The following is a 13057-nucleotide window of genomic DNA, read 5'->3' on the forward strand; positions in this document are numbered from 1 at the left end:
GCAGCCGTCTCGTCGATAGGGTCGGAGTATGACTGCGACGACGGTGTTGTTCATCGGTGGAACCGGAATCATCTCCTCCGCGGCGAGTGCGCTCGCCGCATCGCGGGGCATGGAGGTGACGCTGCTGAACCGTGGACAGTCGCGGCGTGAGCCGGCCGAGGGCGTCGAGGTGTTGACGGCGGACATCTCGGATGCCGCGGCAGTGGACGCCGCACTCGCCGGCCGCGAGTTCGACGTCGTCGCCGACATGATCGCGTTCACCCCCGAGCAGGTGCAGCGCGACATCGACCGGTTCGAGGGCCGCACGGGGCAATACGTCTTCATCAGCTCGGCGTCCGCCTATCAGAAGCCGGTGGCGCGCCTCCCGATCACCGAGTCCACGCCCCTGCGCAACCCCTTCTGGCAGTATTCGCGCGACAAGATCGCCTGCGAAGACCTGCTCACGGCCGCGTATCGCGATCGCGGTTTCCCGGTGACGGTGCTGCGCCCCTCGCATACGTACGACAAGTGGACGATTCCCGCGTTCGGCGGCTGGACGGCGATCGACCGCATCCGTCGTGGTGAGGAGATCATCGTGCACGGCGACGGGACATCGCTGTGGACCCTCACCCACTCGACCGATTTCGCGGTCGGCTTCGCGGGCCTCCTCGGCAACCCGCTCGCGTACGGCGACACCTTCCAGATCACGAGCGACTTCGTCTACACCTGGAACGAGATCTACGGGATCCTCGGACGTGCGGCCGGCGCGGAGCCCAGAATCCGATACGCCACGAGCGCGGCGATCGAGGATGCGGCACCCGAGCGTGCCGGTCAGCTCCGGGGAGACATGGCGCACTCGGTCGTGTTCGACAACACGAAGATCCGCAGCATCGTGCCCGACTTCGCCCCGGTCGTGCCCCTGCACACCGTGGCGCGCGAGATCATCGACTGGCATGACTCGCACCCCGAACTGCAGCGCGTCGATCCCGCGATGAACGCCCTGTTCGATCGGCTGCTCGCCTGACCGCGCGGCAGCGAGCGCGGGGTCATCACGAGACCTCTTCCCATGAAAGAGACCCTGGTCGTCCACGCGGGGCTCACGTTCTCACCCGCTCACGGGGATGCCGCATAGCCTCGGCGCATGGGTCGCGACGCTCAGGCTATTGGCGCTCGCGGTGGCGCGTGTGATGCGCTGAAGGAGTGGTGAGCCCGAACGAAGACATGCCCGATGACGACGCGCCGATCGACTCCCGATCCGAGATCAGCGCTCGAGGCGCGCGTCGCCGACGCATCCGACGTCGACGCGCCGCCGTGATCGCGGGTGCGGTCACGGTCGCGCTGGTGGGGGTCGCCGCCGTGGCCGTCGCGAGGCTCGACGCCAACGTCTCGACCGCCCCGATCCGACCGAGCTCGTCATCGGCGCCGGCCGGCGAGGAGCAGGCGGATGCCGCCGACGACGGCGACCTCAACGTGCTGCTGCTCGGCTCCGACAGTCGCGACCTCTCCGATGAGACGTTCGGTGTCGGCGACGGTACGAAGCGCAGCGACGCCATGGTGCTCGCGCACTTCGCCGCTGACCGATCGCGCATCGACGCGATCCAGCTGCCCCGCGACACCCTGGTGGATCTGCCGGTGTGCGACGATCTCGGCGACGGTGCCCGTTCGGCGGGCCGCGGCATGCTGAACTCCGCGCTGAACAACGGGCCGGCGTGCTCGGTGGCCGCCGTCGAGGCTCTCACGGGCGTGCGCATCGACCACTTCATGGAACTCGACTTCGAGGGCTTCGAGCGCATGGTCGATGCGCTCGGCGGAGTGGACGTCTGCCTGCCCGAGCCGCTGTCCGACGGCCACGCGCAGCTCGACCTTCCGGCCGGGCCGCAGGTCGTCGACGGTGCCCAGGCGCTCGCCCTCGCCCGCACCCGTCACGCTTTGGCCGACGGCAGCGACATCTCCCGACTCGGTCATCAGCAGATGGTGATGTCCGCGATCGTGCAGGAGGCGACGCGTACCGACGTCCTGACCAATCCCGTGAAGCTCTACTCGTTCCTCGACGCGGCGACGTCGTCGACGACGGTCGACCCCGGGCTCGCGGGCATCCCCTCGTTGATCTCCCTCGCGACCCGTGCCGCGCAGGTCCCGCTGTCGCAGATCGTGTTCCTGACGATGCCGTGGGAGCCTGCTCCCGGCGACGCGAACCGGGTGGTGGCGAGCGCGGATGCGGAGGTCGTCTTCCGTGCGGTGGCCGACGATGTGCCGATCATCCTCGCCGGCGACGACACGGTGGCCGCCCCCGATCGCTCGGCGCCGATCGCGGTGCTCAACGGCAGTGGCGTCGCCGGCCTCGCGGCGAGCGTGGGCGACGAGGCGGCGGCGCTCGGTTACACCGTCGCCGTGCGCGGCAATGCCGATGCGGCAGTGGACGTGACCCGTCTGGTCGCAGACGCCGGCGTCGAATCGCAGGCGACCGCGGCGAACCTCGCGATCGAGCTGGGCGTGCCGCTGAGCGTCGAGGTCGGCGAGACCCACGGAGTGCAGCTGCTGCTGGGGGCCGACTACGAGGCACTGTCGAGGGAGACCGCAGTGGAGCCCCTGCCGTCCCGACCGGTCGAGGCGACCTCTCGCGGGGCCGACGTCGACCTGTGCGCCGCGTGACAGGCGACGAGGCGGCCCGTGACTCAGCGCGCCAGCTCGAGGAACTCCGCGAGCGCGGGGTTCTGAATCGCGGCGGGCACATGGATGAGCCCCACCGCGCGCTCCGTCGCGGTGGGAAGCGCGATGACGACGCCCCCGAGGCGCGGGGCTGACGATGCGAGGATCTCGGGCACGATCGTGATCGCTCCGGATGCGACGGCGAGCGGCACGAGCGAGTCGCGCTGCGTCGTCGTGATCACCCGGGCGGGTGTGGTGCGGAGTTCGCGGTAGACCGAGTCGGTCAGCGCACGGATCGATGTGCCACGGGGGAGGGTGACCAGGGTGCGACCCGCCAGGGCCTCTCGACGGAGCATGCCGGATCCGGCAGCATCCTCCGACACCACTGCAACCATCACCTGCGAGGGCAGCGGCTCGGCCTGAAGGTCGCTCGGGACTCGCTCGATCGTGGTGATCGCGACGTCTGCGCGACCGGTGCGCAGCGCGTCGATGATGTCTTCGGGCTCCTCGAGACCGAAGACATCGATGCGCACGCCGGGGTGCCGCCGATGGAATGTGCCGATCAGGTCGGGCGAGACGGCGGCCACGAGCGAAGGCAGGCTCGCGATGCGCAGGGTGCCCGTCGTCAGTGCTCGTGTGGATGCCGACATCGCGCGGATCGTCGCGACCTCACCGAGGGCGCGGCGACCGGCGGAGAGGGTGTTGCGCCCGGCATCCGTGAGCTCCCTGGTCCGGCCCGCGGCGACGAACAGCTGTGTGCCCAGGGCCGTCTCGAGGGTATGGATGCGCCGGGACAGCGACGGCTGCGAGATGCCGAGCACGTCCGCCGCGGCGGTGAACGAGCCGTGATCGACGACGGCGACGAGCGCCTCGATCTGGGAGAGGGTGATGCCGGCGCCGGTCGTCTCAGGTCGCGGTGTCACCCTCTCAGCCTACGCGTGCGGCGAGACCCGCATCCGTGCAGGAGACCCGTCGCCGGCGCGGCGGTCTCCTACACGGATGCGGGTCTCGCGTACGGAGTGTCGGGTCAGCCGGCGGAGAGCACGGCGAGCACGTTGCCCGCAGGGTCGCGGAACCAGGCGATGTCGGGGCCCCTCTCCGGTCCGCCGTGCAGGATGCCCTTGGCGTCCGTCGCGAACTCCGCGTCGTCATAGATCTTCGTCACGACCCCTCGGCCGTTGAGATCGTCAACGGCCGCCTCGACGTCGTCGACGGGGAAGTTCAGGATCGTGAAGCTCGCGGGCTCGTGATTCGGCTTGGCGTACACGAGGATCGATCCGCCGTCGGGCAGATGGATGTCGAGGAAGCCCATGGCGTTGGTCGTGACGTCCAACCCGAGGGTGTCGCCGTAGAAGGAGCGGGCGGCGTCGATGTCGTCGACGCTGAAGCCGCTGAATGCATGTGTGGTCTGAAAGGCGGTCATGCGTTCAGCATGCGCCGGTCGTGACGGGGTGTCCAGCCCCTCAGGGGCGCACCTGGTTCACGAGGGGTTCGCCGCCGGCGAGGCGAGCGATGTTCGCGTCGATGAGGGCGCTGGCGCCGACGGGCCGGTTGCCGGCCACATGAGGTGTGATCAGCAGGTTCGGCGCATCCCACAGCGGATCGGATGCCGGAAGCGGCTCGGATGCCGTGACATCGATCGCGGCCGCGCGCAGTCGACCCGACTCGAGCGCGCCGATCAGGGAGACCTCGTCGACGGTCGCACCGCGCCCGACGTTCACGAAGGCGGCCCCGGGCTTCAGCGCGCCGAAGACCGCCGAGTCGAACAGTCCCGTCGTCGACTCGGTCGCGGGAAGGATCGACACGAGCACATCGGTCTCGGCGAGCACGGCCGGCGCATCGGCATCCGCGTGCACCGGATACCCCGACCGTGTGCCGGCCGAGCGGGCGATGCCCTGCACCTCGGCGCCGAGCGCGGTGAGCAGGGGAGCGAGCGTCGACGCGATCGACCCGAAGCCCCAGATGGTGACGCGCGCACCGGCGAGCGTATAGGCGCCGTGCGTGTCGCGTGCGCTCTGCACCTCGTTGAAGTCCTCGTCCCACCGGTGCTCGCGCTGCGCGTCGTGCAGTCGGTCGAGGCGGCGCACGGTGCTCAGGATCAGCGCCAGAGCGTGCTCGGCGACCGGTCCGTCGTGCAGAGAGCGCCCCGAGCAGATGCGCACATCCGGCCCGAAGCCGGCGTTCAGCACCACGTCGGCGCCCGACGCGAGCGCCTGCACGAGTCGCAGGTCGGGCAGCGAGCGAGCGGCCTCCTGCAGCCAGGATGCGCTGTTGTGCCACACCACCAGCATCTGGGCGTCGCGGTGCTCTGCGGGGATCTCGGAACGGATGTCGTACACCACGACCTCGGCGTCGGCGGAGACCTGCAGGGCGATGGTGTCGGGGATCAGGATCTTCATGGTGCCTCCACGCTACTCGCCGGTCTGGGGCGAGTCGGTCGACTCGCGCCACACCACGGTCAGCAGATCGTCGGGCCGATCGGGCGCCTCGTGGCCTCGCACGGCGGCGATCAGCCGCTGCATCGACCACGCCCCGAGCCGCTCACGGTCCTGCGACACCGTCGTCAGCGCCGGCACCAGGAACGCGCTCTGGCTGTGATCGTCCCACCCGGTCACGGCGACGTCGGCCGGCAGCCGCCATCCACGGCGTGTGGCCGCACGGATCGCGCCCGTCGCGACCAGATCGTTCGCGGCGATCACGGCGAGCGGCGGCGCATCGGACGGCAGCGCGTCGATCGCGTCCGCTCCGGAGTCGCCGCTCCAGTCGCCGTCGACCACGCCGATCGACTCCAGCCCGAGACGGGCGACGGTATCGAGGTAGGCCCGCCGGCGAGACTGCGCGGAGGGGAAGTCCGCCGGGCCGGCGATGTGCAGGAACCGTCGATGCCCCTGTGCGGCGAGGTGCTCGATCATCTCGGCGATCGGGCGCGAGTCGGTGAAGGCCCCCGTCATGTGCATGGCGTCGTCGAACTCGCCGACCGGCAGCACCACAGGGCCGCCCGCGCTGTCGATCGTCGGGAGCGGAGTGAACGACAGCACGCCCTCGTACTGCCCCGAATCGACGACCTCGGCCAGGCGTTCGTCGCGCGCACCAGGCTCGTCGGGCAGGCTCACGACCTCGACGACGTACCCCTCGTCGCGTGCCGCGGCGATCGACCCCGACAGCAGCGTGAGCGGATTCATCGTCGCGATCGGCACGACCACGGCGAGTCGTCCGGTGCGCTGCGTGCGCATCGATCGGGCGGCGAGGTTCGGTCGGTAGTTGAGCTCGGATGCTGCGCGCAGCACCTTCTCGCGGGTGGCCTCGGAGATACCTGCACGGCCGGTGAAGACGAACGACACGGTCGACTGCGACACCCCGGCGAGATGAGCGACGTCGTGGCTGGTCGGGCGTTTCTCCATGGCATCCGTCCTTTCGGGACTTGACGTGACCGGTGACCGTCTCGATAGTATCTACTACGTCTTAGTAATACGTAGTAAAACCTCATCGAGGAGGCACTGAATGCTCAGGATCGGAATCATCGGCACCGGCGGGATCGCCGACGCGCACATCGAGGGGTACCTCGCATTCCCGGACGACTGCGAGATCACCGCGCTCGCCGACGTCGTCCCTGGCAAGGCCGCGCAGAAGGCGGAGGCCTTCGGGCTCGCCGCCGTCACGACGTTCGACGACCCGCTCGAGATGATCGCTTCGGGGCTGGTCGACCTCGTGAGCGTCGCCACCCCGCCGTCGACGCACGCGTCCCTGGCGATCGCTGCTCTCGACGCCGGCACCCACGTGCTGGTCGAGAAGCCCATGGCGCCGTCGCTCGAGGAATGCGACGCGATGCTCGCGGCGCAGGAGCGCTCGGGAAAGATCCTGTCCGTCGTCGCGCAGAACCGCTTCCGCGACGACCTGGCAACCCTCAAGGAGGTCGTCGACTCGGGGCTGCTCGGGTCGATCTCGCACGTCCGCGTCGACTCCGCGTGGTGGCGGGGGCTGCCCTACTACGACCTCTGGTGGCGCGGCACGTGGGAGAAGGAGGGCGGTGGCTGCACGCTCAACCACGCCATCCACCACATCGATCTGCTCCTGTGGCTGCTCGGCAGTCCCACCGAGATCACGGCCATGCTCGCCAACGCGCAGCATGACAACGCCGAGGTCGAGGACCTCTCTGTCGCAATCTTCCGCTATGACCGGGGCCTCGCCCAGCTGACCAGCTCGGTCGTGCACCACGGTGAGGAGCAGGCGATCGTGATCCAGGGCGCGAATGCCCGAGTGTCGCAGCCGTTCTCGGTCGCCGCCGAGCATGCCCGTGCCGACGGATTCCCCGAAGAAGGGGGAGCGCCCGATGTGGTGGCGCGTATCGAGGCGCTCGTCGCCGAGCGCACCCCGCTCGCACATCTCGGGCACGCGGGGCAGATCGGCGACCTTCTCGGCGCGATCCGAGACAGTCGGCCGCCGATCGCGGGAGGACAGGACGGTCGGAACGCCGTCGAGGTGGTGACCGCCATCTACAAAGCGGGGTTCGAGCGACAGTTCGTGTCGCTGCCGATCGCGGCATCCGACCCCTATTACCGAGCCGGTCAGCTCGTCGCGAACGCGCCGCACTTCTTCGAGAAGACCGCGTCGCTCGTGGAGGCGGCATCATGACCGCATCCTCGTTCCCCGGTGGCACGTCGCTGTCGCACCTCGACGTCTACACGGATGCCGCGCCGGACGGCATCTGCGGCGGGAGCCCGCACATGCACCTCGTCTCGACCGAGGCGTACATCGTGGTCTCGGGGCAGGGCGCGCTGCAGACGATCGACGCAGACGGGTTCCGAGAGACCGCCCTGTCGGCGGGATCGGTCGTCTGGTTCACCCCAGGCACGATCCACCGCGCGGTCAATCACGGCGACCTCCGGGTCGTCGTGCTGATGAGCAATGCAGGTTTGCCCGAGGCGGGGGATGCCGTGATGACCTTCCCGGCTGACATCGTGGCCGACGCCGATGCGTACGCTTCTGCGGCCTCCCTCGGCGGCGAAGACGGACGGGCAGAGCGTGCGACCGCACGGCGCGACCTCGCCGTGACCGGATTCGAGACCCTGCGGGATGCGGTGGTCGGCGGTGACCGCACGGCTCTCGAGGCCTTCCGCACCGCCGCGGGCGCGCTCGTGCGCGACCGTGCCTCGGCATGGGGCGCCCTCGTGCGCGAGCGCCCGTTGGCCCAGGCCGAGCAGTCGCTCGCGCTCGCCGACGCAGTGGCATCCGGTTCGGTGTCGCACCTGGCCGATGCCCGCGTTCACCAGGCCGTACCCTCGGTGGGAGAGCGCGGGTTCGGCATGTGCGGGCGCCTGCGCACCTATGACGTGACCGACGGCGATGTGACCGACGGCGATGTGACCGACGAGGAGAACGACCGATGACCCGCACCTACACCTTCGATCCACTGCCCGAGCCGGTGGTCGGCCCCGGAGAGTTCGTCTTCGCGGCCGTGGGACTGGCTCACGGGCACATCCAGGGCATGGTCGAGCAGCTCATCGACGCCGGCGCGACCCTCTCGCTCGTCTTCGATGACGATCCCGCCAAGGTCGCGGACTTCGTCGAGCGGTTCCCGCAGGCGCGGGCGGCGTCGAGCGAGCAGGAGGTGCTCGACGATCCAGAGGTGCAGCTCGTCGCGAGCGCGTCGATCGCGAATCAGCGGGCGCCTCTCGGGGTGCGCGTGCTGGATGCGGGCAAGGACTTCTTCGCCGACAAACCGGCGATCACGACGATCGACGACCTCGCCGCTGCGCGTGATGCCGTCGCACGCACCGGCGGCACGTTCGCCGTCTACTACGGCGAACGCGTGCACTCCGAGGCGGCGATCCTCGCGGGGCAGCTGATCGACCGGGGGGCGATCGGCACAGTGCTGCAGGTGGCCTCTTTCGGGCCCCACCGCGTCGGTGCGGGGCGGCCTGACTGGTTCTACGATCCCGAGCAGTACGGCGGCATCATCTGCGACATCGGCAGCCACAACTTCGAGCAGATGCTCTATTACACAGGTGCGACCGACGGCGAGATCGTCAGCTCGACGGTCGCCAACTACGCGCACCCCGAGACCCCGGGGCTGCAGGACTTCGGTGACGCGCACGTCGTGCTCGACAACGGCACCACCGGGTACGTGCGCGTCGACTGGTTCACTCCGGCGGGGCTCGACGTGTTCGGCGACGGGCGCACCGTGCTGCTCGGCACCGATGGCTACATCGAGCTGCGCAAATACATCGACATCACCACCGACAACGGCGGCGGACAGGTGCTGCTCGTCAATCAGGACGGCCAGTTCCGGTTCGACGCGACCGGCAAGACCGGGTACCCGTTCTTCGGGCAGCTGATCCGTGACTGCCTCGATCGCACGGAACACGCGATGACCCAGGAGCACGCCTTCACGGCCGCCGAGCTGAGCATCGTGGCGCAGCGGGACGCGCGGGTGCTCGCGGGCTGACGGCATCGGGCCGCGCGCCGAGCTCGGGACGCGTCACCGTGTGGGGCGGAGAACCAGGCGTGGGGAGGGCGGATCTCCCGCATCCATCCGCCCCACGCGCAGATCACCGCCCGACACGGTGCGTGGTCCTGGGCCAGTCCTGGGCCGGGACTGGGCCGGGCTCACTCGACGAGCGACCCCGCCTGCCGCGCCGCGCCGAGGGCCACATACTCTCCCGGCTCGGGCACCTCGACTGCGAGGCCGAGCACCTCGGGGGCGATCCGGCGGACGGCCTCGGACTGCGCGCCGCCGCCGATCAGCAGAGCGCGCTCCAGCGGGATGCCGAGGTCGCGCAGTGCATCGAGTCCGGCGCCCAGGCCCCGCAGCATCCCCTCGACCGCGGCGCGCGCGAGGTTCTCCCGCGTCGTCGAGGCGAGGGTCATGCCCGACAGGGATGCCGTGGCATCAGGCAGATTCGGGGTGCGCTCGCCCTCGAAGTAGGGGACGAGTGTGAGGCCGTCGGCGCCGGATGCCGCACGCAGCGCGAGATCGCTGAACTCGCTGTGGGTGACGCCGAGCAGGGCCGCCGTGACGTCGACCACTCGAGCTGCGTTCAGCGTCGCGACCAGGGGCAGGAAGTGTCCCGAGGCGTCGGCGAAGCCGGCCACGGTGCCACTCGGGTCGCTGATCGGTGTCGTGCTGATCGCGCACACCGTGCCCGAGGTGCCGATCGACACCACGACGTCACCGGGGACCGCACCCAGACCGAGTGCGGCCGCCGCATTGTCGCCCGCACCCGCGCCGACACGTCGGCCCTCGGCATCCGTGACCCACTCGTCGAGCGCGAGCACGCGGGGGAGCACCACGTCGTGACCGAGCGCGGCGATGAGCAGGTCCCGGTCGTACTCGCCGGTGGTGGGGTTCCAGTATCCGGTGCCCGACGCATCCGACCGGTCCGTGACGAGTTCGTCGAGGGCGGGGTTCTCGGGGCCGAAGCCCCGCAGGCGCCAGGTCAGCCAGTCGTGCGGCAGGGCGACCGCCGCCACGCGGGCGGCGTTCTCGGGCTCGTTGTCGCGCAGCCAGCGCAGCTTCGTGATCGTGAATGACGCCACCGGCACGAGACCGGTGCGGGCGGCGAACTCGGATGCCCCGAACTCGTCGATCAGGTCCTGAGCCGCTCCTGCGGACCGCGTATCGTTCCACAGCAGCGCATCGCGGATCACCGCTCCGGATCCGTCGAGAGCGACGAGGCCATGCTGCTGACCGCCGATCGACCACGCGACGATGTCGTCGAGCGACCCCGCCGCCGTGATCGCGGTGTCGAGCGCATGCCACCAGGCCTCGGGGTCGACGGACGTCCCGTCGGGGTGCGACGCCCGACCGGAGCGGACGACCGCCCCGGTCGAGGTGTCGACGACCACGGCCTTGCAGGACTGGGTCGACGAATCGACCCCGAGAACCAGCGGCATGGCGATCAGCGGGCGCCGAGCAGGTGCTCGGTGGCGAGCTGCTGCAGGCGGACGAATCCGAATCCCTTGCCGCCGAAGTACGAGTTCGCGTCGAAGTCCTCATAGGCCGAGCGGTCCGCGAGGAAGTCGTCGTAGGACTCGCCCGGGTTCAGCGTCGGCGTCGAGAGCTCGTCGACACGGGCGGCGGCGAGCGCCTCCTGCACCTCGGGGTCGGCGCGGAACGCGGCCGCGCGCTCCTTGAGCAGCAGATAGGTGCGCATGTTCGCGGCGGCGGAATCCCAGACGCCGGTCTCGTCTTCGGTGCGGCTCGGCTTGTAGTCGAAGTGGCGGGGGCCGTCGTAGGCGGGCACTCCGCCCGGGCCGCCGTTCTCGAGCAGGTCGACGAGCGAGAACGCGTTGTGCAGATCGCCGTGGCCGAACACGAGGTCCTGGTCGTACTTGATGCCGCGCTGACCGTTGAGGTCGATGTGGAACAGCTTGCCGTGGAACAGCGCCTGCGCGATGCCGGCGGTGAAGTTGAGCCCCGCCATCTGCTCGTGGCCGACCTCGGGGTTCACGCCGACGAGGTCAGGGCGCTCGAGCGAGTCGATGAAGGCGATCGCGTGGCCGAGGGTCGGCAGCAGGATGTCACCGCGCGGCTCGTTGGGCTTTGGCTCGATGGCGAAGCGGATGTCGTAGCCCTTGTCGGTGACGTAGTCGCCGAGCAGGTTGACGGCCTCACGGTAGCGCTCGAGCGCCTGGCGGATGTCCTTGGCGGAGTCGTACTCGGCGCCCTCGCGGCCGCCCCACATGACGAACGTCTTGGCACCGAGTTCAGCGCCGAGGTCGAGCTGACGGAACACCTTGCGCAGAGCGTAACGGCGCACGTCGCGGTCATTCGACGTGAAGCCGCCGTCCTTGAAGATGGGTGCGCTGAAGAGGTTCGTGGTCACCATCGGCACGACGAGGCCGGTGTCGGCGAGTGCGCCCTTGAGGCGGTCGATCTGGTTCTGGCGCTCGGCGTCGGTCGAGCCGAAGGCGAACAGGTCGTCGTCGTGGAAGGTCAGACCGTATGCGCCGAGTTCGGCGAGCTTCTCGACGGCGTGCACGACGTCGAGTGCCGGGCGGGTGGGACCGCCGAACGGGTCGGCGCCGTTGTAGCCGACGGTCCAGAGGCCGAAGGAGAACTTGTCGTCGCGGGTGGGGGTGGGCATGGCTGCTCCTGTGCAGGTCATCGGATAAGTTGTGATTCACAACATATCTCATGACAGGGAGCGCGTCCACCCCCTACAGTGAAGGGATGCCGTCACAGCCGAGCCCCGCGCTGGGCACCCGTCCGCACAACCTCGCCCGCATCCTCCGGCTCGTGCACGAGAACGGCGCGCAGTCCCGCGCGGCGCTGACCGAGCAGACCGGACTGAACCGCTCGACGATCGCCGACCTCGTCGGCGAACTGGTCAGACGCGGGCTCGTCGACGAACGGATTCCCGAGGTGCCCGGTCGAGTCGGACGTCCGTCGCCGGTCGTGACGGCATCGGACCGGTTCGTCGCCATCGCAGTGAACCCCGAGGTGGATGCGATCGAGATCGCCGCCGTGGGCCTCGACCGCAGCATTCTCGTGCGCGAGCGACTGCCGAACGAGATCGTGCCCACGCCGGATGCCGTCGCCGAGGTGATCGCGGCGCGCATCGCCGCGTGGCGTGAGGGGCCCCTCGCCGCCGCACGGATCGCAGCGGTCGGCATCGCGGTTCCCGGTCTCGTGCGCTCGTCCGACGGAGTCGTGCGCAACGCCCCCCACCTCGGGTGGATCGACGTGCCGCTCGCCCGGCTGGTGCAGTCGGCCACCGGATGCCCGACGGTCGTCGACAACGACGCCACGCTCGGAGCGATCGCGGAGCACCGGTATGGAGCCGGGAGGGGCCTCGACGACATCGTGTATCTCAACGGCGGCGCCTCGGGCATCGGCGGCGGCCTGATCATCCACGGCGCACCGGTCGCGGGTGCCGGCGGATACGCGGGCGAGTTCGGACAGAATCGTCCCCGCATCTCGGCCGACGATGACCGTCGCACGGCCGACGGCGTGCTCGAGTCGGAGGTCAGCCGCACACTCCTGCTCGGCGCCGTGGGGCTGGAGGCCGCAGACGATGAGACGCTCGAGGCCGAGCTGTCGACGACGGAGTCCGCCGACGTCGCCTGTGAGATCACCCGTCAGGCGCACGTGCTCGCAAGCGCCCTGGCCAACGCCGTCAACGTGCTCAACCCCGCGCTGATCGTGCTCGGCGGTTTCCTCGCGACCCTCGCCGACCTGCGCGCCGCTCAGATCGACGACGACGTGCGCGCGCTCGCGATGTCGGAGAGCGCCGAGGGGCTGCAGATCCGCCCCGCGGCGCTGGGGGCCGACAGACTGCTGATCGGCGCCGCGGAGCTGGCCTTCGCCGATGTGCTCGCGGATCCCGGGGGAGCAGAGCCGCAGGAACTGCGCCCCTGATCGGATCCGACCGGAGAAGTCGGGTCGCAGAGGTGCCGTCGACTGCACGATGGTGGGGAAAGGAGGAAC

Annotated in this window: 12 protein-coding genes; 6 read left to right on the forward strand and 6 right to left on the reverse strand. The window is 69.9% G+C overall.

The window, feature by feature from the left end; genetic code table 11:
* The first annotated feature begins 28 nt into the window (after window positions 1-28).
* A complete protein-coding gene (locus IXW21_RS02920) occupies window positions 29-1003 on the forward strand; it encodes an NAD-dependent epimerase/dehydratase family protein (RefSeq protein WP_194762761.1) in 975 nt (324 codons plus the stop codon).
* 179 nt (window positions 1004-1182) lie between these two features.
* Entirely contained in the window at window positions 1183-2631 is a 1449-nt protein-coding gene (locus IXW21_RS02925) for an LCP family protein (protein ID WP_194762762.1), read from the forward strand.
* A 23-nt stretch (window positions 2632-2654) separates the two neighbouring features.
* Here the strand turns inward: IXW21_RS02925 and IXW21_RS02930 are convergent, their stop codons facing one another.
* The 4 genes from IXW21_RS02930 to IXW21_RS02945 all read right to left on the reverse strand — a co-directional run bounded on the left by IXW21_RS02930 (window position 2655) and on the right by IXW21_RS02945 (window position 6029).
* Window positions 2655-3551, reverse strand: a complete 897-nt coding sequence (locus IXW21_RS02930) for a LysR family transcriptional regulator (protein ID WP_194762763.1) — start codon at window positions 3549-3551, stop codon at window positions 2655-2657.
* Between the two features lie 104 nt (window positions 3552-3655).
* Entirely contained in the window at window positions 3656-4051 is a 396-nt protein-coding gene (locus IXW21_RS02935; RefSeq protein ID WP_194762764.1) for a VOC family protein, read from the reverse strand.
* 40 nt (window positions 4052-4091) lie between these two features.
* Window positions 4092-5027: an NAD(P)-dependent oxidoreductase gene (locus IXW21_RS02940; RefSeq protein ID WP_194762765.1), complete on the reverse strand. Its 936-nt coding sequence runs from the start codon at window positions 5025-5027 to the stop codon at window positions 4092-4094.
* 12 nt (window positions 5028-5039) lie between these two features.
* Window positions 5040-6029, reverse strand: a complete 990-nt coding sequence (locus IXW21_RS02945) for a LacI family DNA-binding transcriptional regulator (protein WP_194762766.1) — start codon at window positions 6027-6029, stop codon at window positions 5040-5042.
* 100 nt (window positions 6030-6129) lie between these two features.
* Between IXW21_RS02945 and IXW21_RS02950 the strand changes: the two genes are divergently transcribed.
* The 3 genes from IXW21_RS02950 to IXW21_RS02960 are packed head-to-tail and all read left to right on the forward strand — an operon-like array spanning window position 6130 to window position 9073.
* Window positions 6130-7260 (forward strand): Gfo/Idh/MocA family protein, encoded by a 1131-nt coding sequence (locus IXW21_RS02950; protein WP_194762767.1) that lies wholly within the window; start codon window positions 6130-6132, stop codon window positions 7258-7260.
* Window positions 7257-8015 carry a cupin domain-containing protein gene (locus IXW21_RS02955; RefSeq protein ID WP_194762768.1) on the forward strand — a complete coding sequence of 253 codons (759 nt, stop codon included), beginning with the start codon at window positions 7257-7259 and terminating at the stop codon, window positions 8013-8015. The genes IXW21_RS02950 and IXW21_RS02955 overlap by 4 nt, the downstream gene beginning before the upstream one ends.
* Window positions 8012-9073, forward strand: a complete 1062-nt coding sequence (locus IXW21_RS02960; protein ID WP_194762769.1) for a Gfo/Idh/MocA family protein — start codon at window positions 8012-8014, stop codon at window positions 9071-9073. Before IXW21_RS02955 ends, IXW21_RS02960 begins: the two co-directional genes overlap by 4 nt.
* A 161-nt stretch (window positions 9074-9234) precedes the next feature.
* Here IXW21_RS02960 and xylB read toward each other — a convergent pair whose 3' ends face one another.
* On the reverse strand, window positions 9235-10521 hold the full coding sequence (gene xylB, locus IXW21_RS02965) for a xylulokinase (protein WP_194762770.1): 1287 nt from the start codon (window positions 10519-10521) through the stop codon (window positions 9235-9237).
* 5 nt (window positions 10522-10526) lie between these two features.
* Entirely contained in the window at window positions 10527-11714 is a 1188-nt protein-coding gene (gene xylA / locus IXW21_RS02970) for a xylose isomerase (RefSeq protein ID WP_194762771.1), read from the reverse strand.
* An 86-nt stretch (window positions 11715-11800) separates the two neighbouring features.
* Here xylA and IXW21_RS02975 point away from each other — a divergent pair, with 86 nt between their 5' ends.
* The gene (locus IXW21_RS02975) at window positions 11801-12988 is read left to right on the forward strand and encodes an ROK family transcriptional regulator (protein ID WP_194762772.1); all 1188 of its coding nucleotides are present in this window, start codon (window positions 11801-11803) and stop codon (window positions 12986-12988) included.
* Window positions 12989-13057: the final 69 nt, after the last annotated feature.

The sequence above is a fragment of the Microbacterium sp. UFMG61 genome, assembly GCF_015354505.1.
Taxonomy (GTDB): Bacteria; Actinomycetota; Actinomycetes; order Actinomycetales; family Microbacteriaceae; genus Microbacterium.

Excerpts from the sequence above, each read along its gene's own strand:
- IXW21_RS02920 (WP_194762761.1), top strand. The coding sequence starts at position 29 with ATGACTGCGACGACGGTGTTGTTCATCGGTGGAACCGGAATCATCTCC.
- xylA (WP_194762771.1), bottom strand. The coding sequence starts at position 11,714 with ATGCCCACCCCCACCCGCGACGACAAGTTCTCCTTCGGCCTCTGGACC.
- IXW21_RS02950 (WP_194762767.1), top strand. The coding sequence starts at position 6,130 with ATGCTCAGGATCGGAATCATCGGCACCGGCGGGATCGCCGACGCGCAC.
- IXW21_RS02960 (WP_194762769.1), top strand. The coding sequence starts at position 8,012 with ATGACCCGCACCTACACCTTCGATCCACTGCCCGAGCCGGTGGTCGGC.
- xylB (WP_194762770.1), bottom strand. The coding sequence starts at position 10,521 with ATGCCGCTGGTTCTCGGGGTCGATTCGTCGACCCAGTCCTGCAAGGCC.
- IXW21_RS02940 (WP_194762765.1), bottom strand. The coding sequence starts at position 5,027 with ATGAAGATCCTGATCCCCGACACCATCGCCCTGCAGGTCTCCGCCGAC.
- IXW21_RS02955 (WP_194762768.1), top strand. The coding sequence starts at position 7,257 with ATGACCGCATCCTCGTTCCCCGGTGGCACGTCGCTGTCGCACCTCGAC.
- IXW21_RS02975 (WP_194762772.1), top strand. The coding sequence starts at position 11,801 with ATGCCGTCACAGCCGAGCCCCGCGCTGGGCACCCGTCCGCACAACCTC.
- IXW21_RS02935 (WP_194762764.1), bottom strand. The coding sequence starts at position 4,051 with ATGACCGCCTTTCAGACCACACATGCATTCAGCGGCTTCAGCGTCGAC.
- IXW21_RS02945 (WP_194762766.1), bottom strand. The coding sequence starts at position 6,029 with ATGGAGAAACGCCCGACCAGCCACGACGTCGCTCATCTCGCCGGGGTG.